Consider the following 25,238-nt stretch of genomic DNA (forward strand, 5'->3'; position numbering starts at 1 on the left):
GATTCTGAAATTTCAGTGTGATTCTAGTGGCTTGGAAACTAGGCCGCAGTCGTCTTCAGCCGGCGATACTCCGTCGGCGTCACACCCGTCACCGCCTTGAAGGCGCGGTTGAACGGTCCGAGCGACTGGAAGCCGGCGTCCATGGCGATGGTGATGACAGGGACCGCCGCCTGGGCGGGATCGGCGAGCGCGGCCTTGGCCTCCTCGATCCGGTGGTTGTTCAGGAACACATTGAAGTTGCGATAGCCGAGCTGCTGGTTGATCAGCCGGCGCAGGCGGTACTCGGGAATCTTGAGCCGGCCCGCCAGCACGCCGATGGTGATGTTCTCCTGGCGATAGATGCGTTCGTCCGCCATCAGGCGCATCAGGGCATCGATGAGCTTCCGGTCGGCGGATTCATCGGCCCTCCCGGGTTGGGCCAGAATCGCCGGCGCGGACGTTGACACCGGAAACAGATCGGCGCCGTCGACGCGCATCATCGCATAGGCAATGGCCGCAACGATGCAGGCGAGCACACCGGCATTGATCGTGTTGGCGACATCGCCTGCGCTGCCGGCAACGAGGATCTGAAGCAGCGCATTCAACCCGCCATAGAGCGCGGCGGCGCAGACGATGAAGACACGAACATTGCGGCGGCGCTCGACCAGATCAGCCGACCACGAGGCGATCGTCTGCACCACCGCGAGCGCGATGAAACCGAGCACGATCAAATCGACTGCGATCACGGAGAAGCGCATGTTCCCGCCGGGTGCGATCCAGAGACACCCGACAAGGCTGAAGGCAGTCACTGCCGCCCAGATCAACCCGTGCCACGATTGCAGGCGAAATTCGTCATCGAACAGCGCGCGCGTGAACAGCCAGAACACCACGATGTTGCCAGTCGAGAGCGCAATCAGCGGTGCATGCCACGCCGGGACCAGCGACGACACGCCGATCGAATAGCTCGCCGCATGCGCGGCCGAGCCGAGCGCGAAGGCCGCGCCGAGGCGGGCTGCCAGCACCTTGCAGAAGTCGGAGAGCAATGACGCCGCCAGCACCAGCAACAGCGCGACGCTGGCGGCGCGAAAGGCAAGCTCGGTTGCGGCAAGGGTCATCGGGTGGTGCGATCGGTCGCAGTTGAAGGCCGCCAAACATCGTTGGTTGCGCCAGGTTTTTCAAGGACCATCCGCAGGCCAGGCCTAGAGCCACCTCCACCGCTGTCATCGCCCGGCTTCGCGGGCGATGACAGCGGAGTATGAGGCCTCATTGCGACACGACGTCTTGTCCGGGCTTTGCCGCGACGATGCTGCGAAATTCTGCTACGATCAGACTCACTGAGATACAAAAAGGAGTCCCCCATGAGCTGGCAACCCTCGAACGATCCCGTGCTCGGCGATCCCATGTCCTGCGATGCGCTCGATCTCGTCATCGTGCCGCGGACGCGCGATCTCGGCGACGGATTCGCGGTGCGGCGGGCGCTGCCGCACGGCAAGCGGCAGATGGTGGGGCCCTTCATCTTCTTCGACCATTTCGGCCCGGTGCAGTTCGTCTCGGGCAAGGGCATGGACGTGCGTCCGCATCCGCATATCGGGCTTGCCACCGTCACCTATCTGTTCGACGGCGCGATCATGCATCGCGACAGCGAGGGCAACGTCCAGGAGATCGCGCCGGGCGCGATGAATCTGATGACGGCCGGACGGGGCATCGCGCATTCCGAGCGCACGCCGGACGCGCAGCGCGCCTCGGGCCAGAAGATGCTGGGATTGCAGAGCTGGATCGCGCTGCCGGCCGGATCGGAAGAGATCGCGCCGTCGTTCCAGCACTACGCCGCCGGCGAACTGCCGATGATCTCCGAGCGTGATTTTACCGCACGCGTGATCGCGGGTTCGTCCTTCGGCATCGCCTCGCCCGTCACGATGGTGTCGCCCTGGTTCTACACCGAGGTCACGGCAGTCGCGGGCGCGACCGTGCCGCTCGATCCTGATCATGAGGAGCGCGCGATTTACGTGGTGGAGGGCGAGGTGGAGATCGCGAACGAACGTTACGAGGGGCCGCGGCTCCTCATCTTCCGGCCCGGCGACCGCATCACTGTGAAGGCGCTCAAGGCGACGCGGATGATGTTTCTCGGCGGCGATGCGCTGGAAGGACCGCGCCACATTTGGTGGAATTTCGTCTCCTCCAGCAAGGAGCGGATCGAGCAGGCCAAGCAGGACTGGAAAACCGGCCGCTTCGCGGCAGTTCCGCAGGAACACGAGTTCATTCCGCTGCCGGAATAGGCTAATCGGGTTTCCGGCTGCGCCATCCGGCGCGGCCGGTTCATTGCCTGAAGGCCCTGCCTGCGAAAGCCATACCGATGTCCACCATGCTCTCCAGCGACCTGCCCCTGCCCAAGATCGGACGCGGCAAGGTGCGCGATATCTACGCCGTCGACGATGATCGTCTGCTGCTGGTCACCACCGACCGCATCAGCGCCTTCGACGTGGTGATGGCCGAGACCATCCCGATGAAGGGCGCCGTGCTGACGCAGATCAGCGCGTGGTGGTTCAATGAACTCGAAGGCGTGGTGCCGCATCACATGATCAGCGCCGACAGCGACGAGATCGTCGCGGCCGTGCCGGCGTTGAAACCGCACCGCGCCGAGATCCTCGGCCGCGCCATGCTGTGCAAGCGGACCACCGTATTCCCGATCGAATGCGTGATCCGCGGCTATCTCTCGGGCTCCGCCTGGAAGGAATATGTCGCGAGCGGCACGCTGGCCGGCGAGAAGCTGAAGGCCGGTCTCGTCGAAAGCGAGAAGCTGGAGCCCGCGATCTTCAGCCCGGCGACCAAGGCCGAGAGCGGCCATGACGAGAACATCACCATCGCCAGGATGCGCGAAGTGGTCGGCGACGAGGTCGCCTACACGCTGGAGAGCATGACGCGCGCGATCTACACGCTCGGCGAGGAGCTGGCGCGGGAGCAGGGCATCATCATCGCCGACACCAAGTTCGAGTTCGGCCGCGACAAGGACGGCCGCATCATCCTGATCGACGAGGTGATGACGCCGGATTCCTCGCGCTTCTGGTCGGTGGATGCCTACAAGCCCGGTCAGCCGCAGGCGAGCTTCGACAAGCAGCCGCTCCGCGACTATCTCGACGTCGAACGCCGCGCCGGCCGCTGGAACGGCGACGCCCCGCCGCCCCCACTGCCGGCCAGCGTCGTCGATGCAACCAGCAGACGATATCTGGAAGCGTATCGGCGCGTGACGGGGAAAGAGCTGAAGATCTAGCGCACACTATCGTCGTCCCCGCGCGACGCGCTTGCCTCAGGCGTCCGTCGGATTGCGGTCGTCGCTTCGACGTCAACGACGATGCCGTTGTCGACATCGACCATGTCGTTGGCGGAATAGGCGCAGGAACACTTGCCCACCATGGGCTCCCGTTCAGCGGCGGCCGGATCAGCAGGTGAGACGAACTTGGCTGGCGCGTGGCGCGATGCTCGTCTGCGGCATTGCCGACGAAGATGCCGGCCTTATCAGTTCGGCTCACCGGGCCAAGCAGCACGAGAAAGAATGGCAGCCATCACGCACTAGTGAAAGTTACAACAGGATAGCCGCGGCGCTTGCGGGTGAACACGAAGGCCGGCAGGTGCGACCAACATTCTACAGCGGAAGAGTTGGCAACAGCGCCTGCCTCAGCCGGCCGCATGTCAGGAGGTTCGAGGCAGCATTTTGGTATCGAAGGAGACACCATATGCAGCTGAAAGATAAAGTCGGACGGGTCGCGGCGACGGGTCGAAGCTGCCAGAACTGGAAAAAGGACCAGGAGCTGGTCATTTCGCTGCTCAACAAGATCTCCATTTCCGACGGTGGTGCTGAGAACATGCTCAAGCCGCAGCTGGTCGTGACCGGTCACGCCAGCGACAGCCTCTACACCTCGATTCTGTATTTCCAAAAGAAGAACTTTCCCGGCACGCCCGACGGTTACATCCGGCCTGCGGGCCCGACATTCAAGCGGCTCGCTGAACTGTCGACAAAGGCGGCCGCCAAGCCCGCCCCGCAAAAGGGCCAGTGGGATGCCGTCGCTACTCCTTCCGTCAATTCTGCACTTAGCAAAGGCATCGCCGACGATTTGAAGCTGGATTACGCGGAGGTGGTCGATATCATCCGGGCCACCGTCACGGACGGCATGGTCACCGCATTCGAGCTGGACGACCTGCTCACCATTGCGAATACCTCCAGAACGCTCTCCCCGACTTCGAAAAAGCTCATCAACCTCTTCGTCGGCGACGAACAGAAGAAGTGGCTTGGAATCGGACCGTACGACCTCAATTCGGATCACAGGAAACTCGCCGCAGAAATGGTCTGCGATTTCCTCAAGAACACGAGGACCACGTTCTTTCCGAAGCTCGACCCGCACCGCGTCGGCATAGGTATTCTCAGGCGCATCGCGAAGCCGAGCCTCATCGATCAGGATCAGGGAAGTCTGTGCGGGCCCTCCGCGCTGATGTTCAGCTACGCATCCGATAAGCCGGGGCACTACGCGCGGTTCGCGATCGACCTGTATCAGAAGGGACAGGCGACTCTTGGCCGCCTGCTGATCAAGCCGGGAAAGGATGTGAGGAACTACACGCCGCCCTGGTCGCTGGACCACGTCGATTGGCTGACGTGCGCCTCCATACGCGATTCAGAGAATTGGTTCCTCGATTTCGACGACACGGGCAGAATCAGCGATCTTGCCGGCGTCACCCTGCCGAGCGAGATGGAGCAATGGTTCCGCAAGGCCGGATACCGGGACGTGCGCGAGAACACCAACATTTCGCGCTTCAACAAAGGCATCGCCGATGTAAACGAAGCCAACACCCTGCTCGACAAGGGGTATCGCGTATGCCTCTTCATAAGCGCCAATATGACGGACTATGATGATCAGTCCGATAAAGGCTCCGCGTTCACGATGCACTGGGTCGTGCTGCGCGAGAAGATACAGGTCGTGAACGGGTCCGTGAAGGCGAAGGTTTTCTCATGGGGCAATGGCGACTACGAGATCCCGCACCCGAATAAAGCCGGCGCCATAAAGCCCCTCGCCACCAAGGACTTCCTCATGAATTTTTACGGGTACGTTGCTGCCAAGGCGTGATTGGCGTGAAGCCCTGGCTGATCCCCCTTCGACGGCCGCGCGTGTGCCGGCCGGCGAAAAAATGCGGGTGGTGAAAGGCGAATGTCGCGCACAAAGGCCGGGGCTACACCCCCGCCATCATCACGTATTTGATCTCGACATATTCTTCCATGCCGTGATGCGAGCCTTCGCGCCCGAGGCCGCTCTCCTTGACGCCGCCGAAGGGCGCGACCTCCGTGGTGATGAGACCGGTGTTGACGCCGACCATGCCCGACTCCAGCGCCTCGGCGACGCGCCAGACGCGGCCGAGATCGCGGGAATAGAAGTAGGAGGCCAGGCCGAACGGCGAGGCGTTGCACATCGCAATCACATCGGCTTCGTCCTTGAAGCGGATGACAGGTGCGAGCGGGCCGAAGGTTTCCTCCTGCGCCACCAGGGAGTCCGATTTGACGTCGGCCAGCACCGTCGGCTCGAAGAACGAGCGTCCGAGCTCGCTGCGCTTGCCGCCGGTGACGACCTTGGCGCCGCGCTTCACGGCATCGGCGATGTGGCGCTCCACCTTGTCGACGGCCTTCATGTTGATCAGCGGCCCCTGGGTGACGCCGCTCTCGGTGCCGTCGCCGATCTTCATCGCCGCGACCTTCTTCGACAGCTTCTGCACGAACTCGTCGTAGATCTTGTCCTGGGCGTAGAGGCGGTTGGCGCAGACGCAGGTCTGGCCCATGTTGCGGTATTTCGAGACGATCGCGCCTTCGACCGCGGCGTCAATGTCGGCGTCGTCGAACACCACGAACGGCGCATTGCCGCCAAGCTCGAGGCCGAGCCGCTTCACGCCGACCGAAGCCTGCTGATACAGGATCTTGCCGACCGCGGTCGAGCCGGTGAAGCCGACGAAGCGCACGGCCGGATGCTCGCACAACACCTTGCCGATCGGTGGGGCATCGCCGGTGACGATGTTGAAGACGCCCTTGGGCACACCCGCCTTCTCGGCGAGCGCGGCAAGCGCGAGCGCCGACAGCGGCGTCTCGTTGGCGGGCTTGAGCACCACGGTGCAGCCGGCGGCGAGCGCCGGGGACACCTTGCGCGTGATCATCGAGTTCGGGAAATTCCACGGCGTGATGGCGCCGCAGACGCCGATCGGCTGCTTGATCGCGAGCAGCCGCGCATCGGGGCGCTGCGTCGGAATAGTCTCGCCATAGACGCGCCTCGCCTCCTCGGCGAAGAACTCGACATAGGCGCCGCCGATGTCGACCTCGCCGAGCGCCTCGGTGAGCGGCTTGCCCTGCTCGGAGGTGAGGATCAGCGCAAGGTCCTCGCGATTGGCGACGATCAGCTCGAACCATTTGCGCAGGATGTTGGAGCGCTGCTTGGCGGTGTGCTTGGCCCAGGCCGGAAAGGCGCGCTCGGCGGCTTCGACCGCCCTGGTCGTCTCCTCGGCACCAAGCTGCGGAACCTTGGCGAGCTCAATGCCGGTGGCGGGATTGTTGACCGCAAAGACCGGCGTGCCGACCCAGGCGCCGTCGATGTAGCAGGCCTCCCTCAAAAGCGACGGATCCTTCAACCGGTCGCGCAGATTGGACGTGGCTTGCGGGGCGCGGGCGGCGGCGGTCTGGGTCATGGCGTTTCTCCCTGGCGATCGGATCGGCCGCAATATAGGGACAGACGATGCGCAATGCATCGCCCTGCAACGCACGTCAGATGGCAGCCAGACTGGCAGCGGCCTTACGCCGCGCCGCTCATATAGGTCTCGCGACGGCCGATCATGCGCTCGGCCGCGGCCTTGGCATCGGCCTTCGTGGACGTCGCGCACGTCCGGTATTCGAGATCGGGGACTGAAGAGGTGTCGCGGCGGCCGAACCATGACCTCGAGCCGACCGGCAGCAGCGCCAGCGCCTGGGCCAGATTGTCGACGGCGCCAAACGAATAGAGTGCGCCGGTGCCGGCGATGCGGACCTCGTAAATACCGGGCGAAATCGGCGCCTCCAGGTTCTCGCCGCGTCCCTGACGGGGATAGCGCTTCCAGTCGCTCCAGGTCGAAATCATCTGAGGTCCCCCTCGCCACCCATCCTCGGACGGCAACATTTGCATCAAGTCTTGACCGGCCCATGGATCGGACCGGGGTGCTGAACGCGGCAGCTCACGAAATGTTTCAGGCGTCCGCAAAACGGGTGAAACCTATCGCCTGGAGCCCCATCCAGGGTGAGGGCGGCGCGCGGGCATCCACCGCAGATTGCAAAGGAAGGTCGCCGCCCAGCCCCGTTGTCGTCCTGCGTGGGACCAAGACCGTCAAGTCACGACATCGCGACCGGCGCATGCGCGTAGATGCCCGCTTGCCGCGCCGGGCATGTGGGGCGACAATCAATCACTCCAACAATAATCAAACCCGAGGAAACCCCATGCAAAGCAAAGCCGAGATCGACGAGATTCTGCGTCAGAAGAGCGAGGCCAAGGAGATTCCCGGCGTCGTCGCCATCGCTGCCAGCGGTAACGACGTGCTGTATCAGGGCGCGTTCGGCCAACGCGATCTGTCCAAGCCCGATCCGATGACCGCCGACAGCGTGTTCTGGATCGCATCGATGACGAAGGCGGTGACGACAGCGGGCGCAATGCAGCTGGTCGAGCAGGGCAAGCTGTCGCTGGATACGCCGATCGGCGATGTCCTGCCCGATCTCGCCAATCCGCAGGTGCTGGAAGGCTTCGACGCCAACGGCGAGGCGAAGCTGCGCCCGGCGAAGGGACCGATCACGCTGCGCCAGCTCATGACCCACACCGCCGGCTTCTGCTACAATATGTGGAACGGCGATCTCGCGGTCTATCTGGACAAGAACGGCATCCCCGCCATCACCACCTGCCAGAATGCGGCACTGAAGACCCCGATCATGAGCGACCCCGGCACGCGCTGGGAATACGGCACCAACATCGATTTCGTCGGCAAGGCAGTGGAAGCCGTCAGCGGCAAGCGGCTGGACGCCTATCTGCGCGACAATCTGTTCAACCCGCTCGGCATGGGCGACACGGCCTTCAAGATCACCGACAGCATGCGCAAGCGGCTGGTCGGCATGCATGCGCGCGGCGAGGATGGTCAGCTCGCATCGATCCCGTTCGAGCTCGAGCAGGAGCCGGAATTCCACATGGGCGGCGGCGGCCTCTACTCGACCGCGGCCGACTACATCAAGTTCACCCAGATGATCCTCAACGAGGGCCGCGGCAACGGCAACCAGGTGCTGAAGGCCGACACGATCGCCATGATGAGCCAGAACCAGATGGGCGATCTCGTCATGACCAAGATGGCAACGGCGGCGCCGATGTACACCAACGACGTCGATCTCTATCCGGATCAGGTGAAGAAATGGGGCCTCAGCTTCATGATCAACACCGTCAAGACCGCCGAGGGCCGCAGCGCCGGCAGTCTCGCCTGGGCGGGCCTTGCCAACACCTATTACTGGATCGATCCCGCGCGCGATGTCACCGGCGTGATCCTGATGCAGCTGTTGCCGTTCGGCGACGCGAAATGCCTGGAGGCCTTCGCAGGTTTCGAGCGCGGAGTCTATGCCGGGCTGGATGCGGCTGGAAGCGGGCAGAAGGCAGCGTAGCCGCTTGGTATGAGGCGCGACTTGTCGCGCGCTCACGGTACAATGGACACTCTCGTGCCCGGAGACTCTCGCTCCGGGCATGAGAGGCAAGAACTTGAGCTGGACTTGAGTTGAAGGACTCGGGCTGGAGGGCATCGACTTGGCAGAGAAGAGCGATAGCTACGTTTGCGGCATCTCGGACGCGCCGCTGCTCGGCGACACCATCGGCCGCAGCCTCGACCGGGCTGTGCAGCGTTGGAGCGATCGCGAAGCCCTCATCTCGCCCAGCCATGGCGTGAGATGGACATGGTCGGAATTGGCCGAACGGGTCGATGCGCTCGCCGCCGGCTTCCTCGCGCTCGGCCTCGAGCGGGGGCAACGGATCGGAATCTGGTCGTTGAACCGGCCGGAATGGACGCTGACCCAATTCGCCGCCGCCAAGGCCGGCCTGATCCTGGTGACGATCAATCCGGCCTATCGCTTGAGCGAGCTGGAATTTGCGCTTCGCAAGGTCGGCTGCACGGCGATCGTCACCGCGACCGCGTTCAAGACCAGCAACTACATGGAGATGCTCAACACGCTGTTGCCGGAGCTGCCAGTCGCCGAGCCGGGGCAGTTGCAGGCGGCACGGCTGCCGGCCCTGCGCAATGTCATCCAGATCGGCGGCCCCGCCGCTGCCGGCACGATTCCTTTCGACGAGGTCGCGCGCATGGGCGGCGACCGGCACCGCCGGCAGCTTGATGCGCTCGGCCATGAGCTGCAATTCGACGATCCCGTCAACATCCAGTTCACCAGTGGCACGACGGGATCGCCCAAGGGGGTGACGCTGACCCACCACAACATCCTCAACAACGGCTATTTCACCGGCCGCGCCATGCGCCTCACCGAGCAGGACCGCATCTGCATTCCGGTGCCGCTCTATCATTGCTTCGGCATGGTGATGGGCAACCTCGCTTCCGTCACGCTCGGCGCCGCGATGGTTTATCCCGGCGAGGGTTTTGACCCGCTCGCGACGCTGCGTACGATTGAACAGGAGAAATGCTCAGCGCTCTACGGCGTGCCGACCATGTTCATCGCCGAGCTCGATCATCCCGAGTTCAAGTCGTTCGACCTGAAGTCGCTGCGCACCGGCATCATGGCCGGCGCCCCCTGCCCGATCGAGGTGATGAAGCGCGTCAACAACGCGATGAACATGCGCGAGGTCACGATCGCCTACGGCATGACCGAGACCAGTCCGGTCAGCTTCCAGAGCGCGGTGGACGATCCACTGGAGCGCCGCGTCTCCACGGTCGGACGCATCCATCCGCATGTCGAAGTCAAGGTCGTCGATCTCGAGGGCAAGATCGTCAAGCGCGGCGAGCGGGGCGAGCTGTGTACCCGCGGCTACAGCGTGATGCTGGGCTATTGGGAGGAGAGCGAGAAGACCGCCGACGTGCTCGATGCGAACGGCTGGATGCACACCGGCGACCTCGCCACCATCGACGACGAGGGCTATTGCAACATCGTCGGCCGCATCAAGGACATGGTGATCCGCGGCGGCGAAAACCTCTATCCGCGCGAGATCGAGGAGTTTCTCTATCGTCACCCCAAGATCCAGGACGTGCAGATCTTCGGCGTGGCGGATAGCCGCTATGGTGAGGAGCTCTGCGCCTGGGTCCGCGTCAGACCGGGCGAACAGATGACGGCGGACGAGGTGCGGGCGTTCTGCGAAGGCCAGATCGCCCACAACAAGATCCCTCGCTACGTCGAGTTCGTCGACGAATTCCCGATGACGGTGACGGGCAAGATCCAGAAGTTCTTGATGCGCGAGGAAGTCGAGCAGCGGCTGGGACTGAAGGCTGCGAAGACGGCGTGAGGGGTTGAGTGCTCTCCCTACACGATGGCTGTCGTTCCCCGCGACCCGGCTACGCCAAGGCTTCGCCGAGGTTTCGGTCTCAGGCGCGCCGAAGCTTTAGCGCAGGCGGCAGGCGGGGAATCCAGTACGCCGCGGCTTCTCGATCGATCACAAGCTGCTCGGAGTACTGGATCGCCCGGTCTTCGCCGGGCAATGACAGCTGAGGATGGGGCGCGACTTCGTCTATGCCGTCAGCCCGCGCTGCTGGGCCAATTCCTTCAGCGACACCTGCGGGCGGGCGCCGATGTGCTGAATCACTTCGGCGGCGGCGAGTGCGCCGAGTTCGCCGCACTGCTTGTAGGCGAGATTGCGTGCCAGGCCATACAGGAAGCCGGCAGCGAAGAGATCGCCGGCGCCGGTGGTGTCGACCACCTTGTCGACAGGAAATGCCGGCGCGGCGACGGCGTCTTCCACCGAGACCACCATGCAGCCCTTCTCGCTACGGGTGACGACGCCGAGATTGACGTCGTTGCGAAGCTGCTTCAGCGCGGCGTCGAAGTCCGAGGTCGTGTAGAGCGAATGCAGCTCGGACTCGTTGGCAAAGACGATGTCGACGGTGCCGCCCCGCATCAACAAGAGAAACTCGTCGCGATAGCGGTCGACGCAGAAGGAATCCGACAGCGTCAGCGCCACCTTGCGTCTGGCGTCATGGGCGATCTGGGCTGCCTTGACGAAGGCATCCTTGGCGTTCTTGGGGTCCCAGAGATAGCCCTCGAGATAGACGATGCCGGCAGCAGCGACCTCGGCCGGGTCGATGTCGGCGGGCGACAGGTCCTGCGCCGCGCCGAGATAGGTGTTCATGGTGCGCTCGCCGTCGCCGGTGACCAGGATGTAGGAGCAGCCGGTGGCGGGGCCGTCCGTGGCGGCGGGCGTGTTGAAGGCGACGCCGGCGGCGCGGATGTCATGGACATAGAGCTTGCCGATCTGGTCGTCCTTGACCTTGCCGACATAGGCGGCGCGGGCGCCCAGGCTGCCGATGCCGACGATGGTGTTGGCGGCCGAGCCGCCCGAGACTTCCGTGGCCGGACCCATGTCCTTGTAGATGGCGGCCGCGCGAGCCTCGTCGATCAGCGACATGCTGCCCTTGGCCATGCCATGCCTGGCCAGAAAGGCCTCGTCGGTCCTGACCAGCACGTCGAACAGCGCGTTGCCGATGCCGAGAACGTCATATTTCACGTCAGCCATTCACCTTGATCCTGTTTGCCGGATTGCGGACCTTACGGAAATCCGCTTCCTGTCGGCGTGAAATCCAAGCTCGCGGCCTATCATGACCGGGCCGGCGCGGGCAAGCAACGGTATGATAAAGGGCCGATGATCCGCTCCTTCCTCACCGTCTCGACGGGAACGCTGGCCTCGCGGCTGCTGGGTTTTGCCCGCGATTCCATGATTGCGGCGCTGCTCGGCACCGGCGCCGTGGCGGATGCGTTTCTCGCAGCGTTTCAGCTCGTCAACGTGGCGCGCCGGCTGCTCAGCGAGGGCGCGCTGAACGCGGCGCTGATCCCGGCCTGGCTGCGCATCAGGGATCGCGACGGGGCGGCAGCCGCAGCGGCGTTCGCCGGGCGCGTGCTCGGCACGGTCAGCGCGGCCCTGATCGCGATGTCCATCCTGCTCGCATTGCTGATGCCGCTGGTTATCACGGTCGTCGCACCGGGCTTCCTTGGCAGCGGCACGCTCGATCGCGCGGCCGAGAGTGCGCGGCTGATGCTGCCCTACCTCGCCTTTGCCGGCCCGGTCACCGTGCTGATGGGACTGCTCAATGCCCAGGGCCGCTTCGCGCTGACGGCGTTCTCGCCTCTGTTATTCAACATCGCGCTGATCGCCGCGATCGCGGTGCTGCTCGTCTGGCAGGCTGACGCCAGTTTCGCTGCATGGGTGTTGGCGGCCACCGTCGGCATCGCCGGCCTGCTGCAACTCCTGATGCTGCTGTCGCAGCGAAGCGCGCATCTTGCGACGCCGCTGCGCGCCAGTTTCGACAAGGAGATGCGCGGCTTCTTCGCCAAGGCGATCCCCGGCATGCTCGCAAGCTCGGGTCCGCAATGGCTGATGGTCGCGGGCGCGATCATCGCCTCCGCGACACCGTCGGCGGTGTCCTGGCTGTATTTCGCCAATCGCCTGATCGAGCTGCCGCTCGGCATCGTCGGCGTCGCCATGGGCACGGTGCTGGTGCCGGAGTTGACGCGCGCCGTCGCCAGCTCCGATCGCGACGCCGTGGCGCATGCCGAATCGCGCGCGCTGGAGCTTGCAGCCGGGCTGGCGCTGCCGGCGACGCTTGGTCTGATCGTGCTGGCCGAGCCGATCGTGCGGCTGCTGTTCGAGCATGGCGCGTTTGGCGCGCATGACAGCGCGGCGACGGCGCATGCGTTGATGTGGCTGGCGCTGGGGCTGCCGGCGCACGTGCTGATCAAGGCGTTGTCGCCGGCCTTTTATGCCCGCAGCGACACGATGACGCCGCTGCTGGCAACCGCCCAAGGCTTTGTGATCGCGGTCGTGCTTGCCATCCTATTGGGCCATCTCTTCGGCACGAGCGGGATCGCCGCAAGCATCGCCGCCGGCGCCTGGGGCAGCGCGCTCGCGCTGCTCCGCAAGGGTACGCGCGAGTTCGGTTTCTCGGTCGATGCGAGCGCCCGCAAGCGGCTGCCGCGGATCGCGCTCGCCGCCGCGACCATGGGCACTCTGCTCTGGCTGACTGCAGGCCTCGTGCCGGCCGGGGCCCATGGCTTCATCGATTTCATCGTGCTCGGCGCGCAGATCGCGGCTGGAATCGCCGTTTACGGCCTGCTGCTGCAGATCCTCGGAGCGGCGTCCTGGCGCGAAGCGGTTCACGCGTTGAAACGCCCCGCTCATTAGAGTGTGCGCCGACGGCTCTTCGCCTCTCCCATCGGGAGAGGTCGATTTGCGCAGCAAATCGGGTGAGGGGACTAGGTCCCTCGATGGAGCCCAACCCCTCACCCGCGCCTTCGGCGCGACCTCTCCCGATGGGAGAGGTGGAATTGCCCTTGACGGGGCAGCGCCGCTGTTGGAAACGACGCCCGAATACCTATTGGAAGGCTGACCATGCCATTCGTTGAACGGGTCTTTTCGGGCGTCCAGCCGACGGGCAATCTGCACCTCGGCAACTATCTCGGCGCGATCGTCAACTTCGTGAAGATGCAGGAAACCCACAACTGCATCTATTGCGTCGTCGACATGCACGCGATCACGCAGGGCGTCGACGTATGGGGCGGCCCGGCCGAGCTCACGCGCAGCACCCGCGGGGTGACCGCCGCGTTCGTCGCTGCCGGCATCGATCCCAAGAAGCACATCGTCTTCAACCAGAGCCAGGTCTCGGGCCATGCCGAGCTCGCCTGGATCTTCAACTGCGTCGCCCGGATGGGCTGGCTCGGCCGCATGACCCAGTTCAAGGAGAAGGCCGGTAAGGACCGCGAGAACGCATCGGTCGGGCTGTTCGACTACCCCGTGCTGATGGCGGCCGACATTCTGCTCTACCGTGCCACCCACGTTCCGGTCGGCGAGGACCAGAAGCAGCATCTCGAGCTCTCGCGCGACATCGCGCAGAAGTTCAACAACGACTTCGGCGATTCCATCCGCGCCCAGGGCAACAATGACGGGCTGTTCTTCCCGCTGCCGGAACCCTTGATCACCGGCCCGGCGACGCGCGTGATGAGCCTGCGCGACGGCACCAAGAAGATGTCGAAGTCGGACGCCTCCGACAATTCGCGCATCAATCTCACCGACGACGCCGACACCATCGCGCAGAAGATCCGCAAGGCAAAGACCGATCCGGAGCCGCTGCCGACGGAGGAGAAGGGCCTGGAAGCCCGCCCCGAGGCCGACAATCTCGTCGGCATCTTCGCCGCGCTCTCCGGCCGCTCCAAGGCCGAGGTGCTGCGCGATTTCGGCGGCGGCCAGTTCTCCAGCTTCAAGAACGCGCTGGCGGAGTTGTGCGTCACCAAGCTCGCGCCGATCGCCGGCGAGATGAAGCGCCTCGTCGCCGACCCCGGCCATATCGACGCGATCCTCATCGACGGCGCCGACCGGGCCCGTGCCATCGCCGACGAGACGATGAAGCTCTCCAAGGACATCGTCGGCTTCATCCGCCGGCGCTAAGGCGCGCTTCGCAACACCGGCTGGCGCCACGGCGCCCGCCGCTTCGCCTCTCCCAAACATCGCGGGAGTGTGGCAGCATGGTCCCCATGCACATTCCGGGACATGCATGACCAGCAAGCGACTTTGCTACGAGCCGGGCCACAAGCCCAAATGCCTCGTCATCGTCGATGACACCGCCGAATGGGATCGCGCCGTCTATTACGCCAGCCGCTGGGCGATCCGCGCCGGCGGCGGCGTGGTGATGCTGCGCATCATCGAGCCGGAGCAGCAGAGCCAGGAATGGCTCGGCGTCGCCGACATCATGCGCGCCGAGGCCCAGGAAGCGGCGGAGGCCGCGCTCGACCGCGCCGCCGGCCGCGCCAACGGCATCGCCGCGATCACGCCGGAACGGGTGATCCGGGAAGGCGCCGCCATGGAACAGCTGCTCGCGGTGGTCGATGAGGATCCCGACATCGCCATGCTGGTGCTCGCTGCCAATCCCGGCGCGGAAGGGCCGGGGCCGTTGGTCTCATTGCTGGCGCACGAGTTGGGCACATTCCCGGTGCCGGTGACCATCATCTCGGGCGCGCTGAGCGACGAAAGCGTGGATTCGCTGTCGTAGCGGCGGTGCCTCTTACCCTCCCCTGGAGGGGCCTGGAGGGGGAGGGTCGGCTCATGTTGAGCGAAGCGAGACATGAGACGGGATGGGGTGACGGTCTCTCCGCATCCAACAGTGCCCGAGTGGAGAGATCACCCCACCCCGCTCGCGCTGCGCGCGATCGACCCTCCCCCTCCAGAGGAGGGTAAGGCCAACCCACTGATTTTTATGAGCTAATATCCCACCTCCCCTTGATCGTGCGTTCCCCGTCGCCATCTGCTAGTGGATAGGCACGCGCCGGCCTTGAACCGGCGACGTCTGGAGAGAACCATGTTCATTCAAACTGAAGCCACCCCCAATCCCGCCACGCTGAAGTTCATTCCGGGCCGCGTCGTGGTCGACGGCAGCCCCGTGGAGTTTTCGAGCCGCGAAGCCGCAGGCCGTTCGCCCCTCGCCGAAAAGCTGTTCGACGTGCCCGGCGTCACCGGCGTGTTCTACGGATCGGACTTCATCACCGTGACCAAGGCGAACGGTGAATGGCAGCAGCTCAAGCCCGCGATCCTGGGTGCCATCATGGAGCACTACATGTCGGGCGCGCCGCTGCTTGCCGACGGCACGGCGCAGGGCGATGCCGATCTCGACGACGAGGACGAGTTCTTCGACGAGGCCGACGCCGAGACGGTCGACATGATCAAGGATCTGATCGAGACCCGGGTGCGGCCGGCGGTCGCCAACGACGGCGGCGACATCACCTTCCGCGGCTTCAAGGACGGCATCGTCTATCTCAACATGAAGGGCGCCTGCTCCGGCTGCCCGTCATCAACGGCGACGCTCCAGCACGGCATCCAGAACCTGCTCAAGCACTTCGTGCCCGACGTGGTCGAAGTCCGGCCGATGTGATTAGAGCGCGAATGGCGAGTGGCGAATGGCGAATGGAACTCCGATCGGCTAGACTGTTCGGCATTCGCCACTCGCCATTTGCTTTTTCATGCTGATCCTCGCCATCGATACTGCGCTCGACGCCTGCGCGGCCGCTGTGCTCGACACCGAAACGGCCGAACTGCGCGCGCAGGAATCACTGCTCATGAAGCGCGGCCATGCCGAGGCCCTGATGCCGCTGATCGCGCGGGTGATGCAATCGGCCAATCTCGCCTTCACCGCGCTCGACCGCATCGCGGTCACCGTCGGTCCCGGAAGCTTCACGGGCCTGCGCGTCGGCATTTCGGCGGCGCGCGGCCTTGCGCTCGCGGCCGGGCGGCCGGCCGTCGGCCTGACAACCCTGTCGGCCTATGCCGCCACCGTCGTGGGCCAGAGCGGAACGGCGCCCGTGCTCTCCGCAGTCGATGCGCGGCACGATCACGTCTATTTCCAGATCGTCGCCGGCGACGGCAGCCAGCTGGTGCGACCTAAGGTCGCCAGCATCGACGAGGCGATCGCGGCCTCGCAATTCGGCGCGCCGCATCTGGTCGGCAACGCCGCAAGGATCCTCGCCGATCGCTGGCCGAAGGATGGACCGCAACCTGTTGCGGTCGACGCGCAGCCCGCGCCCGATATCAGCTGGATCGCCTGGCTCGGTGCGGCGGCCGATCCCGACACCACGCCGGCGCGGCCGTTCTATCTGAAGGCGCCCGATGCAAAGCCGGCGACACAGAAGCCGCTCGCGGCGCAAGCCGCAACCTCATGATGGGCTGGCTGTCGAAGTGGTGGCACGGCGGCAGCGCCGTCGTCGAGCCCGCGACCTTGCGCGATGCCGCGCGGCTCGCGCAGCTGCACGGCGCCTCCTTCGCGCACGGCTGGGGCGAAGGCGAGTTCGAGAGCATGATCAGCGAGCGCAACACGCTGGTGCATCGCTTGCGTCTCGGCCGCAAGACGATCGGCTTTGCCGTGTCGCGGATCGGCGCGGACGAGGCGGAAATTCTCTCGATTGCGGTGGACGGGGCTTATCGCGGCCGCGGCTTCTCCCGCACGCTGCTGATGACCCATCTCGGCCACCTCGCCGGGCGCGGCGTGCGCACAATATTTCTCGAGGTGGAGGAAAATAACCAGCCAGCGCGGCGGCTCTACGACGGGTGCGGATTCGTGGTGGTCGGGCGCCGCGATCGCTACTATAAGCAGCCCAACGGGGAACAATTGAACGCCCTTCTGATGCGACGCGACTTGTCGTAACATCGGTGGCAGAAAGCGCCCGCCAGGCAGACAACGCTATGACCACATTGAAACCTTCCTCTGCATCCAAGGCGTCCGACATCGAGGCGCGCTGTGCCGCCACGGGCATGCGCATGACCGAGCAGCGCCGCGTCATCGCCCGCGTGCTCGCGGAAGCGATCGATCATCCCGATGTCGAGGAACTCTACCGGCGCTGCGTCGCGGTCGACGACAAGATCTCGATCTCGACTGTCTATCGCACCGTGAAGCTGTTCGAGGATGCCGGCATCATCGAACGCCACGATTTCCGCGAGGGCCGCGCGCGCTACGAGCAGATGCGCGACAGCCATCACGACCATCTCATCAATCTGCGCGACGGCAAGGTGATCGAGTTCACCTCCGAGGAGATCGAGAAGCTCCAGGCGGAGATCGCCCGCAAGCTCGGCTACCGTCTGGTCGATCACCGACTCGAGCTCTATTGCGTCCCGCTCGACGACGACAAGCCGACGAATTGATGAACAAATTTTGCGACGGCCTCTCTTCACCTCTCCCCGCTGGGAGAGGTGCCACCGCGCGCCCCGCACCAGAGTGCCATAGCCAAGTTACACACTGAATGCCCATCGACCTCATCATCTTCGACTGCGACGGCGTGCTCGTGGACAGCGAGGTGATCTCCTGTCGCGCGCACGCGGAAGTGCTGACGCGGCACGGATATCCGATCACGTCGGAGCAGGTGTTCGAACGCTTCCTCGGCCGTTCGACAAAGCAGGCCAATCTCGAGATCGAGGCCGAGCTTGGCCGCAAGCTGCCCGAGGCCTATCACGGCGATCTCCAGGACGAACTGTTTCGCGCATTCGAAGCCGACCTGGAAGCGATCCGCGGCATCCACGATGTGCTCGATGTCGCCACGCAGGCCGTCTGCGTCGCCTCGAGCGGCTCGCATCAGCGCATGCGCATGAGCCTGGGGAGCACCGGGCTCTACGAGCGCCTGGCACCGAACATCTTCTCGGCCTCGCAGGTGAAGAACGGCAAGCCGGCACCGGACCTGTTCTTGTTCGCGGCGAACGAAATGGGCGTGCCACCCGCGCGCTGCGTCGTGATCGAGGACAGCCTGGCCGGCATTGCCGGCGCGCGGGCGGCGGGAATGACCGTGTTCGGCTTTTACGGAGGCAGCCATTGCGGGGACGGCCATGCCGAGACCCTGCGGCAGGCCGGCGCCGAGCTGACCTTTGCCGACATGCACCAGCTCCCGGAGTTGCTCCGGCGGGTCGAGGCGAAGGCCCTGGCCGGCTGAGTATTGCTGTCATTCCGGAGCGATGCGCGGCATCGAACCCGGAATCACGGCCAAAACCTCTGGATTCCGGGTTCGCTCGCACTGCGAGCGCCCCGGAATGACCGTCTCGGCCCCCATTCGCTGGATTTTCGCCCCTCCAGCCTATATCTGAGGGGCCGTCCTCCACCGCCATTTTCGGGTTCCATGACGCCGCCGCGCAAGCTGCACATCAAATCATATGGCTGCCAGATGAACGTCTACGATGCCCAGCGCATGGTGGACACGCTGGCTCCGGAAGGATTCGTGGAGACGGCCAGCGCTGAGGATGCCGACCTCGTCATCCTCAACACCTGCCATATCCGCGAGAAGGCCTCGGAAAAGGTCTATTCCGAGCTCGGCCGGCTGCGCGTGGCCAAAGACGAGGCCGCGCGTGCGGGCCGCGCGATGCAGGTCGCGGTCGCGGGCTGCGTGGCGCAGGCCGAGGGCGAGGAGATCGTGCGCCGGGCACCTGTGGTCGACGTCGTGGTCGGCCCGCAGAGCTACCATCACCTGCCGGAGCTCTTGAAGCGCGCTGGCGACGAAGGTCGCGCGATCGAGACCGAGTTTCCCGCGGCCGACAAGTTCGGCTTCCTGGCGCAGCCGAAGCCCGATGCGATCCGCGCGCGCGGCATTTCCGCTTTCGTCACGGTGCAGGAAGGCTGCGACAAGTTCTGCACCTTCTGCGTCGTGCCGTACACGCGCGGTGCCGAAGTCTCGCGCCCGGTAACGAAGATCGTCGATGACGTGAAGCGGCTCGCCGACAACGGCGTGCGCGAGCTCACGCTGATCGGGCAGAATGTCAACGCCTATCACGGCGACGGGCCGGACGGAAAAACCTGGCCGCTCGGCCGGCTGCTCGAGCATCTGGCGAAGATTCCCGGCATCGCGCGGCTGCGCTATTCGACCAGCCATCCGCGCGACGTCGACGACAGCCTGATTGCGGCCCATCGCGATCTCGGTGCCCTGATGCCGTTCGTGCACCTGCCGGTGCAATCGGGCTCGGACCGGATTCTGGCCGCCATGAACCGGAAACATACCGCCGATGATTACCTTGGGGTCATCGACCGTTTCCGCGCCGCCCGCCAAGACATTGCTTTTTCATCAGATTTCATCGTCGGCTTCCCGGGCGAAAGCGAGCAAGATTTTCTCGCCACCCTCGCGCTTGTCACGCAAATCGGTTACGCTGCGGCATATTCGTTCAAATACTCCGCCCGGCCGGGAACGCCGGCCGCGGACATGCAGGAGACGGTGTCCCCCGCCGAGATGGACCAGCGATTGGAGCGGCTCCAGGAACTGATCGACAGCCAGCAATCGGCCTTCAACAAGGCTGCGATTGGCTCAACGGTCGATGTGCTGTTCGAGCGTCCGGCGCGCAAGGAGGGCCAGATCGTCGGCCGCACCGCGTACCTCCAGCCCACCCATGTCATGGCCTCGCCCGACATCATCGGACAAATCCTGCCGGTCCGCATCGACAGCCTCGAACGCTACAGCTTTCTCGGCGAGCTCATGACGCCGCGTGGCGCGCGCGAGCCCGCTTTATCGCAAGCCACTGGAGCCTGAACCCTTGCCCAAAAGCGCATCGGATTCGTCTTCGTTCGCTCCCAGCCGCAAATTTGACCGCGACATGCAAGTTCCGCCCGAGACCCAGGTCGTCATCGACTTCGACGACAACCGCGCCGCTTCCGCGCTGGTCGGCCCCTACGGCCAGCACCTGGCGCAGATCGAGCGGCGGCTCGGCGTGGTCGTCGATTCCAAGGGCAACCACATCACCATCGGCGGCAGCCGCGACGGCTGCGATGCCGCGCGCCGCGTGCTGGAGATGCTCTACGGACAGGCCGTGAAGGGACAGGATCTCGACCAGGGCGAAGTCGAAGGCGCGATCCGCGCCGTGATCGCGCAGGGTTCGCTGTTCGAGTTCGACGCCAAATCGGCCAAATCGACCTTCGACAGCATCAACCTGCGCAAGCGCCCGGTGCGCGCGCGCACGGCCGCACAGGACTCCTACATCCGCGCGCTGAAGCGGCACGAGCTGGTGTTCGGCGTCGGCCCCGCCGGCACCGGCAAGACCTGGCTCGCCGTGGCCCATGCCGCTCAGCTGTTCGAGCGCAAGGAGGTCGATCGCATCATCCTGTCGCGCCCGGCGGTGGAAGCCGGCGAGCGGCTCGGCTTCCTGCCCGGCGATCTCCGCGAGAAGGTCGATCCTTATCTGCGGCCGATCTACGATGCGCTCTACGACCTCATGGATGCGCGCATCGTCGAGCGTGCGCTCCAGACCGGCGAGATCGAGATCGCGCCGCTCGCCTTCATGCGCGGCCGCACGCTCACCAACGCCGCCATCATCCTGGACGAGGCCCAGAACACGACGTCGATGCAGATGAAGATGTTCCTGACGCGCCTCGGCGAGAACAGCCGCATGATCGTGACGGGCGATCCCTCGCAGATCGACCTGCCGAACGGCCAGACTTCGGGCCTGGCCGAGGCGACCCGCCTCTTGAGCGGCGTCGAGGGAATTGCCCAGGTTCATTTCAAGGCCGAGGACGTGATCCGCCACGAACTCGTGGCGCGGATCGTCTCCGCCTACGAAGGTTCGCCGCAGCGGCCGGCCACCGGTCAATCCTGACGAGGCAACACCGGACCCCAGAGGCGCGAGCACGGCGCCTTTCGTCCCAGACAACACAATGTCCCATTCCAACCTGCCCATGACCGAGGTCCTCGTCGTCGCCGATTGCTGGCAGCGCGAGCCTGATTCCGAAGCCGTGATCCAGCGCGCGGTGGCGGCCGCCGCCGAGAGCGTCGACGAAGACGTTGCCGACGCGGAAGTGGCTGTGATGCTGACCGATGACGCCGGCATCCGCACCCTCAACAGCAACTGGCGCGGCATCGACAAGCCGACCAACGTGCTGTCGTTTCCCGCGCTCCAGCCGGAGGGCGGGTGGAAGCCGGGCGATGCGCCGCGCATGCTCGGCGACATCGCGATCGCCTACGAGACCATGCGGCGCGAGGCGGACGAGGAACACAAGCCGTTCGAGCACCATTTGAGCCACCTCGCCGTGCACGGCTTCCTGCATCTGATCGGCTACGATCACGAGAACGACGGCGACGCCGAGGAGATGGAAGCGCTGGAGACGCAGATCCTGGCGCATCTCGGCATCCCCGATCCCTATGCCGACCGCGCCGGGGCGCACTGAGATGCCGGATTCCGATCCAATCCAGGACAACCCGCGCAACACGCGCAATCTGCCCGCCGTCGTGGCCCATGGCGAGGTGATGCGCCCGGCCGCCGAAGGCTGGCTCCTGCGCGCCATCCGGACGCTGTTCGGCTGGAAGGCGGGCTCGGTCCGCCACGACCTCCAAGTCGTGCTCGATGCATCGACGCCCGACGACACCGGCTTCTCCGCGGTCGAGCGCACCATGCTGCGCAACATTCTCGGCCTGCACGAGCGCCGTATCGCCGACGTCATGGTGCATCGCGCCGACATCATCGCAGTGAAGCGCGACATCCCGCTCGGCGAATTGATGGACCGCTTCGAGAGTGCCGGCCATTCCCGCCTCGTCGTCTTCAACGAGACGCTCGACGATCCCGTCGGCATCGTCCACATCCGCGACCTGCTCGCCTTCATGACCGCGCGCGCCCGCGTATCGGAAGCCACCAAGACCAAGCGCAAGAAGCCGTTGCCGGCCGGGCTCGACCTGCGCGCCGTCGATCTCGCACTGCCGCTTCATGATGCGCATATCATCCGCAAGCTGCTCTACGTGCCGCCGTCGATGCGGGCGATCGACCTGCTCGCGCAGATGCAGGCCACGCGCATCCATCTGGCGCTGGTGGTCGACGAATATGGCGGCAGCGACGGCCTGGTCTCGATCGAGGACATCGTCGAGCAGATCGTCGGCGAAATCGACGACGAGCACGACAGCGACGAGCCACCCTCGATCGTGCGCCTGCCCGACAATGCCTTCATCGCCGACGCCCGCGCCAGCCTCGACGACGTCCGCTCTGTGATCGGCGAGGATTTCGTCACCGGCGAAGCCGGCGAGGAGGTGGAGACGCTGGGCGGCTATCTCGTCAGCTTCGTCGGACGCCTGCCGGTGCGCGGCGAGGTGATCTCGGGTCCGGGCACTTACGAGGTCGAAGTGCTCGACGCCGATCCGCGCCGGGTCAAGCGGCTGCGCATCTCGACACGGAAGGAGCGCCCCGCGCCGCGCACCCAGCGCGAGAGCCGGCGCCGCGAGGCCACGCCGGAGAGCGGACAGCCATCGGCCAGCGACACGCCCACGCCGCCACCGAGCGATGGGACCGGCCCGCAGTGAGTCCATCACAGCGACTCCGGCAGATTGCGCTTGCCATCATTCTCACCTGGGGATGGAAGCGCGCCGTCATCGCCATGGCGGCCGGGGCGCTGTCGGTGCTGGCGCTGGCGCCGTTCAACCTCTTCCCGGTGCTGTTCGTCACCTTCCCGGTGCTGGTCTGGCTGATCGACGGCGCCGGCGCCGGCCGCTATGGCGGCGTCCCCGCCGCCGCTTTGACCGGCTACTGGTTCGGGCTCGGCTATTTCGTGCCTGGCCTCTACTGGATCGGCTACGCCTTCTTTGTCGACGCCGACGTGTTCGCCTGGCTGACGCCGTTCGCCGTCCTCGGCCTGCCGGCCTATCTGTCGATCTTCACTGCGATAGGCTTTGCGCTGGCGCGCCTGCTGTGGACCAAGAACGCCACGCGCGTGCTAGCGCTCGCCGCGAGCCTTACCATGAGCGAATGGCTGCGCGGTCACGCACTGACAGGCTTTCCGTGGAACGCGTTCGGCTATGCGCTGTCCGAGCCGCTACCGCTGGCCCAGACGGCGTCGCTGATCGGCCTGTGGGGCATGACGTTCCTGACGGTTGCGATCTTCGCAAGCCCGGCGACGCTGATCGACCGCACGCCCGATCGCCGCCTGCCGTGGCGCGCGCCGGCGGCCGCCGTCGCGCTTCTGGTCGTCATGAGCGTCTTCGGCGCAATCCGCCTGTCGCTGCATCCAACCACGATGGTGTCAGGCGCCAAGCTGCGCCTGATGCAGCCGAACCTCCAGCAGGACGCAAAATTCAACTACGCCGCGAAGACGGAGGTGATGAAGAAGTACCTTGCGCTGTCGGACCGCGCCTCCGGCCCGCAATCGACCGGCGTACGCGATGCCACCATCCTGATCTGGCCGGAATCCGCCTTTCCGTTCTTCCTGACCCGCGAAGCCGACGCGATGGCGCAAATCGCCGACCTCCTGCCCAAGGGTACAGTGCTGATCACGGGCTCGGTCCGCGCGCCCGACCTGCCGCGGGGCACGCCGATCACACGCGCCTATAACTCGATCTACGTGATCGATCACGACGGCAGCGTGCTCGCTGTGTACGACAAGGTGCATTTGGTCCCGTTCGGAGAATTTCTCCCCTACCAGACGTTGATGGAGAAGCTCGGTTTCGAGCAGCTGACGCGTGTGCGCGGCGGCTTTATCGCCGGCAGCGTGCGGCATGTGCTGCCGGTCCCGGGCGTACCACCGGCGCTGCCGCTGATCTGCTACGAAGCCATCTTTCCCGGCGAAGTGGCCGGACGCAACGAACGTCCGGGCTGGATCGTGAACCTCACCAACGACGGCTGGTTCGGCATCTCGACCGGCCCCTATCAGCATCTGGAGCAGTCGCGGATGCGCGCGATCGAGCTCGGATTGCCGTTGGTCCGCTCCGCCAATACCGGCATCTCCGCAGTGATCGATCCGGTCGGACGCACGGTCGCGAGCCTCGGCCTCGGCATCGAAGGCATTTTGGATGCAAACCTTCCGGCTGCGATCCCGCCGACCGTCTATGCACGGGTGGGTGATGTACCAGCAATCATGCTCGTCGCGCTCGCCGTGATTGTGGCCGTCCGCCGCCGTGTCGCCAAACGACATCCCTGATTGCTTCTCATCGGCGTAGCCGGAAACCTTTGACAACCGTAGTCCCACGGTTGACAGACTGCACGCGGGCTCCCCATTCTGCACCAGCTGCGAAAGACAGAGGTGCGTTGCTAAATTTCTCCGCAATGTTTCCCAATAACAGGGTTTGGTTTTGACGATGCTGCACCCGAGGCATGCTTGATCATTGCGCCGAAGGTGATGTTTGGAGGGCTGAGGAAATGTCGAAAGCGCCCAACCCTGTTGACAAATATGTCGGCAGTCGCGTGCGCATGCGCCGCATCATGTTGGGCATGAGCCAGGAAAAGCTCGGTGAAGCTTTGGGCCTGACTTTCCAGCAGGTCCAGAAATACGAGAAGGGCACCAACCGGGTCGGCGCGAGCCGCATCCAGCAGATCGCCGAGATTCTCCAGGTGCCGGTGTCATTCCTGTTCGAAGGCGGCCCGAGCGGCGTGCCGGGTCCGGATGGCTTCAGCGAAGGCGCCTCGCCCTCTTATGTCTCGGACTTTCTCGCGACCTCCGAAGGGCTCGCCTTGACCAAGGCGTTCACGCGAATCACCGACTCGAAGATGCGCCGCTCCATCGTCGATCTCGTCGAGCAGATTGCGGCCCGCGAAGGTCCCGACAAGCGCTGAAGCGCCATC

Annotated in this window: 23 protein-coding genes; 19 read left to right on the forward strand and 4 right to left on the reverse strand. The window is 65.0% G+C overall.

Annotated features, from left to right (window positions below; all coding sequences use genetic code 11):
• Nucleotides 1–38 precede the first annotated feature (38 nt).
• Complete coding sequence (locus EDE08_RS19370) at nt 39–1,094, reverse strand: helix-turn-helix domain-containing protein (protein WP_131870402.1); 1,056 nt, start codon at nt 1,092–1,094, stop codon at nt 39–41.
• A gap of 243 nt (nt 1,095–1,337) precedes the next feature.
• Between EDE08_RS19370 and EDE08_RS19375 the strand changes: the two genes are divergently transcribed.
• The 3 genes from EDE08_RS19375 to EDE08_RS19385 all read left to right on the forward strand — a co-directional run bounded on the left by EDE08_RS19375 (nt 1,338) and on the right by EDE08_RS19385 (nt 5,093).
• Nucleotides 1,338–2,255: a pirin family protein gene (locus EDE08_RS19375; protein WP_028178100.1), complete on the forward strand. Its 918-nt coding sequence runs from the start codon at nt 1,338–1,340 to the stop codon at nt 2,253–2,255.
• 77 nt (nt 2,256–2,332) lie between these two features.
• The gene (locus EDE08_RS19380) at nt 2,333–3,247 is read left to right on the forward strand and encodes a phosphoribosylaminoimidazolesuccinocarboxamide synthase (protein WP_131870403.1); all 915 of its coding nucleotides are present in this window, start codon (nt 2,333–2,335) and stop codon (nt 3,245–3,247) included.
• Nucleotides 3,248–3,710: 463 nt separating this feature from the next.
• On the forward strand, nt 3,711–5,093 hold the full coding sequence (locus EDE08_RS19385) for a hypothetical protein (protein WP_131870405.1): 1,383 nt from the start codon (nt 3,711–3,713) through the stop codon (nt 5,091–5,093).
• 103 nt (nt 5,094–5,196) lie between these two features.
• Here EDE08_RS19385 and EDE08_RS19390 read toward each other — a convergent pair whose 3' ends face one another.
• The gene (locus EDE08_RS19390) at nt 5,197–6,690 is read right to left on the reverse strand and encodes an NAD-dependent succinate-semialdehyde dehydrogenase (RefSeq protein ID WP_131870407.1); all 1,494 of its coding nucleotides are present in this window, start codon (nt 6,688–6,690) and stop codon (nt 5,197–5,199) included.
• 104 nt (nt 6,691–6,794) lie between these two features.
• On the reverse strand, nt 6,795–7,115 hold the full coding sequence (locus EDE08_RS19395; RefSeq protein ID WP_131870409.1) for a hypothetical protein: 321 nt from the start codon (nt 7,113–7,115) through the stop codon (nt 6,795–6,797).
• A 353-nt stretch (nt 7,116–7,468) separates the two neighbouring features.
• Between EDE08_RS19395 and EDE08_RS19400 the strand changes: the two genes are divergently transcribed.
• Nucleotides 7,469–8,665, forward strand: a complete 1,197-nt coding sequence (locus tag EDE08_RS19400; protein ID WP_131870411.1) for a serine hydrolase domain-containing protein — start codon at nt 7,469–7,471, stop codon at nt 8,663–8,665.
• 139 nt (nt 8,666–8,804) lie between these two features.
• Entirely contained in the window at nt 8,805–10,499 is a 1,695-nt protein-coding gene (locus EDE08_RS19405) for an AMP-binding protein (RefSeq protein WP_131870413.1), read from the forward strand.
• 222 nt (nt 10,500–10,721) lie between these two features.
• Here EDE08_RS19405 and EDE08_RS19410 read toward each other — a convergent pair whose 3' ends face one another.
• On the reverse strand, nt 10,722–11,723 hold the full coding sequence (locus EDE08_RS19410; RefSeq protein WP_131870415.1) for an adenosine kinase: 1,002 nt from the start codon (nt 11,721–11,723) through the stop codon (nt 10,722–10,724).
• A gap of 126 nt (nt 11,724–11,849) precedes the next feature.
• Here EDE08_RS19410 and murJ point away from each other — a divergent pair, with 126 nt between their 5' ends.
• The 14 genes from murJ to EDE08_RS19485 all read left to right on the forward strand — a co-directional run bounded on the left by murJ (nt 11,850) and on the right by EDE08_RS19485 (nt 25,229).
• A complete protein-coding gene (gene murJ, locus EDE08_RS19415) occupies nt 11,850–13,385 on the forward strand; it encodes a murein biosynthesis integral membrane protein MurJ (protein ID WP_131870416.1) in 1,536 nt (511 codons plus the stop codon).
• A gap of 207 nt (nt 13,386–13,592) precedes the next feature.
• Nucleotides 13,593–14,645, forward strand: coding sequence for a tryptophan--tRNA ligase (gene trpS, locus EDE08_RS19420; RefSeq protein ID WP_131870418.1), 1,053 nt, complete (start codon nt 13,593–13,595; stop codon nt 14,643–14,645).
• A gap of 106 nt (nt 14,646–14,751) precedes the next feature.
• On the forward strand, nt 14,752–15,246 hold the full coding sequence (locus EDE08_RS19425; protein ID WP_165936042.1) for a universal stress protein: 495 nt from the start codon (nt 14,752–14,754) through the stop codon (nt 15,244–15,246).
• A gap of 306 nt (nt 15,247–15,552) precedes the next feature.
• Nucleotides 15,553–16,122: a NifU family protein gene (locus tag EDE08_RS19435; RefSeq protein WP_131870422.1), complete on the forward strand. Its 570-nt coding sequence runs from the start codon at nt 15,553–15,555 to the stop codon at nt 16,120–16,122.
• A gap of 88 nt (nt 16,123–16,210) precedes the next feature.
• Nucleotides 16,211–16,906 carry a tRNA (adenosine(37)-N6)-threonylcarbamoyltransferase complex dimerization subunit type 1 TsaB gene (tsaB, locus tag EDE08_RS19440; RefSeq protein WP_131870424.1) on the forward strand — a complete coding sequence of 232 codons (696 nt, stop codon included), beginning with the start codon at nt 16,211–16,213 and terminating at the stop codon, nt 16,904–16,906.
• A complete protein-coding gene (gene rimI / locus EDE08_RS19445) occupies nt 16,903–17,388 on the forward strand; it encodes a ribosomal protein S18-alanine N-acetyltransferase (RefSeq protein WP_131870425.1) in 486 nt (161 codons plus the stop codon). Before tsaB ends, rimI begins: the two co-directional genes overlap by 4 nt.
• Nucleotides 17,389–17,426: 38 nt before the next feature.
• Entirely contained in the window at nt 17,427–17,882 is a 456-nt protein-coding gene (locus EDE08_RS19450; protein ID WP_061879908.1) for a Fur family transcriptional regulator, read from the forward strand.
• A gap of 98 nt (nt 17,883–17,980) precedes the next feature.
• Nucleotides 17,981–18,661: an HAD family hydrolase gene (locus tag EDE08_RS19455; RefSeq protein ID WP_131870427.1), complete on the forward strand. Its 681-nt coding sequence runs from the start codon at nt 17,981–17,983 to the stop codon at nt 18,659–18,661.
• A 183-nt stretch (nt 18,662–18,844) separates the two neighbouring features.
• On the forward strand, nt 18,845–20,239 hold the full coding sequence (gene miaB, locus EDE08_RS19460) for a tRNA (N6-isopentenyl adenosine(37)-C2)-methylthiotransferase MiaB (protein WP_131870429.1): 1,395 nt from the start codon (nt 18,845–18,847) through the stop codon (nt 20,237–20,239).
• A gap of 64 nt (nt 20,240–20,303) precedes the next feature.
• Nucleotides 20,304–21,299 carry a PhoH family protein gene (locus tag EDE08_RS19465; RefSeq protein WP_131870431.1) on the forward strand — a complete coding sequence of 332 codons (996 nt, stop codon included), beginning with the start codon at nt 20,304–20,306 and terminating at the stop codon, nt 21,297–21,299.
• Nucleotides 21,300–21,357: 58 nt separating this feature from the next.
• Entirely contained in the window at nt 21,358–21,867 is a 510-nt protein-coding gene (gene ybeY / locus EDE08_RS19470) for an rRNA maturation RNase YbeY (RefSeq protein ID WP_061879911.1), read from the forward strand.
• A 1-nt stretch (nt 21,868) separates the two neighbouring features.
• Nucleotides 21,869–22,987 carry a hemolysin family protein gene (locus EDE08_RS19475; RefSeq protein WP_165936044.1) on the forward strand — a complete coding sequence of 373 codons (1,119 nt, stop codon included), beginning with the start codon at nt 21,869–21,871 and terminating at the stop codon, nt 22,985–22,987.
• Nucleotides 22,984–24,597: an apolipoprotein N-acyltransferase gene (lnt, locus tag EDE08_RS19480; RefSeq protein WP_131870435.1), complete on the forward strand. Its 1,614-nt coding sequence runs from the start codon at nt 22,984–22,986 to the stop codon at nt 24,595–24,597. The genes EDE08_RS19475 and lnt overlap by 4 nt, the downstream gene beginning before the upstream one ends.
• 218 nt (nt 24,598–24,815) lie before the next feature.
• Nucleotides 24,816–25,229, forward strand: coding sequence for a helix-turn-helix domain-containing protein (locus EDE08_RS19485; RefSeq protein ID WP_007603895.1), 414 nt, complete (start codon nt 24,816–24,818; stop codon nt 25,227–25,229).
• The last annotated feature ends 9 nt before the right edge of the window (nt 25,230–25,238 follow it).

The sequence above is a fragment of the Bradyrhizobium sp. R2.2-H genome (assembly GCF_004346455.1).
GTDB lineage: Bacteria > Pseudomonadota > Alphaproteobacteria > Rhizobiales > Xanthobacteraceae > Bradyrhizobium > Bradyrhizobium diversitatis.

Bases quoted from the DNA above. Each gene is read 5' to 3' on its own strand.
- miaB (WP_131870429.1), top strand. From the start codon at position 18,845: ATGACGCCGCCGCGCAAGCTGCACATCAAATCATATGGCTGCCAGATG.
- tsaB (WP_131870424.1), top strand. From the start codon at position 16,211: ATGCTGATCCTCGCCATCGATACTGCGCTCGACGCCTGCGCGGCCGCT.
- EDE08_RS19485 (WP_007603895.1), top strand. From the start codon at position 24,816: ATGTCGAAAGCGCCCAACCCTGTTGACAAATATGTCGGCAGTCGCGTG.
- EDE08_RS19410 (WP_131870415.1), bottom strand. From the start codon at position 11,723: ATGGCTGACGTGAAATATGACGTTCTCGGCATCGGCAACGCGCTGTTC.
- EDE08_RS19380 (WP_131870403.1), top strand. From the start codon at position 2,333: ATGTCCACCATGCTCTCCAGCGACCTGCCCCTGCCCAAGATCGGACGC.
- EDE08_RS19390 (WP_131870407.1), bottom strand. From the start codon at position 6,690: ATGACCCAGACCGCCGCCGCCCGCGCCCCGCAAGCCACGTCCAATCTG.
- EDE08_RS19375 (WP_028178100.1), top strand. From the start codon at position 1,338: ATGAGCTGGCAACCCTCGAACGATCCCGTGCTCGGCGATCCCATGTCC.
- rimI (WP_131870425.1), top strand. From the start codon at position 16,903: ATGATGGGCTGGCTGTCGAAGTGGTGGCACGGCGGCAGCGCCGTCGTC.
- EDE08_RS19425 (WP_165936042.1), top strand. From the start codon at position 14,752: ATGACCAGCAAGCGACTTTGCTACGAGCCGGGCCACAAGCCCAAATGC.
- EDE08_RS19395 (WP_131870409.1), bottom strand. From the start codon at position 7,115: ATGATTTCGACCTGGAGCGACTGGAAGCGCTATCCCCGTCAGGGACGC.
- ybeY (WP_061879911.1), top strand. From the start codon at position 21,358: ATGTCCCATTCCAACCTGCCCATGACCGAGGTCCTCGTCGTCGCCGAT.
- EDE08_RS19400 (WP_131870411.1), top strand. From the start codon at position 7,469: ATGCAAAGCAAAGCCGAGATCGACGAGATTCTGCGTCAGAAGAGCGAG.
- EDE08_RS19450 (WP_061879908.1), top strand. From the start codon at position 17,427: ATGACCACATTGAAACCTTCCTCTGCATCCAAGGCGTCCGACATCGAG.
- EDE08_RS19465 (WP_131870431.1), top strand. From the start codon at position 20,304: ATGCAAGTTCCGCCCGAGACCCAGGTCGTCATCGACTTCGACGACAAC.
- EDE08_RS19385 (WP_131870405.1), top strand. From the start codon at position 3,711: ATGCAGCTGAAAGATAAAGTCGGACGGGTCGCGGCGACGGGTCGAAGC.
- EDE08_RS19370 (WP_131870402.1), bottom strand. From the start codon at position 1,094: ATGACCCTTGCCGCAACCGAGCTTGCCTTTCGCGCCGCCAGCGTCGCG.
- trpS (WP_131870418.1), top strand. From the start codon at position 13,593: ATGCCATTCGTTGAACGGGTCTTTTCGGGCGTCCAGCCGACGGGCAAT.
- EDE08_RS19475 (WP_165936044.1), top strand. From the start codon at position 21,869: ATGCCGGATTCCGATCCAATCCAGGACAACCCGCGCAACACGCGCAAT.
- EDE08_RS19455 (WP_131870427.1), top strand. From the start codon at position 17,981: ATGCCCATCGACCTCATCATCTTCGACTGCGACGGCGTGCTCGTGGAC.
- EDE08_RS19435 (WP_131870422.1), top strand. From the start codon at position 15,553: ATGTTCATTCAAACTGAAGCCACCCCCAATCCCGCCACGCTGAAGTTC.
- murJ (WP_131870416.1), top strand. From the start codon at position 11,850: ATGATCCGCTCCTTCCTCACCGTCTCGACGGGAACGCTGGCCTCGCGG.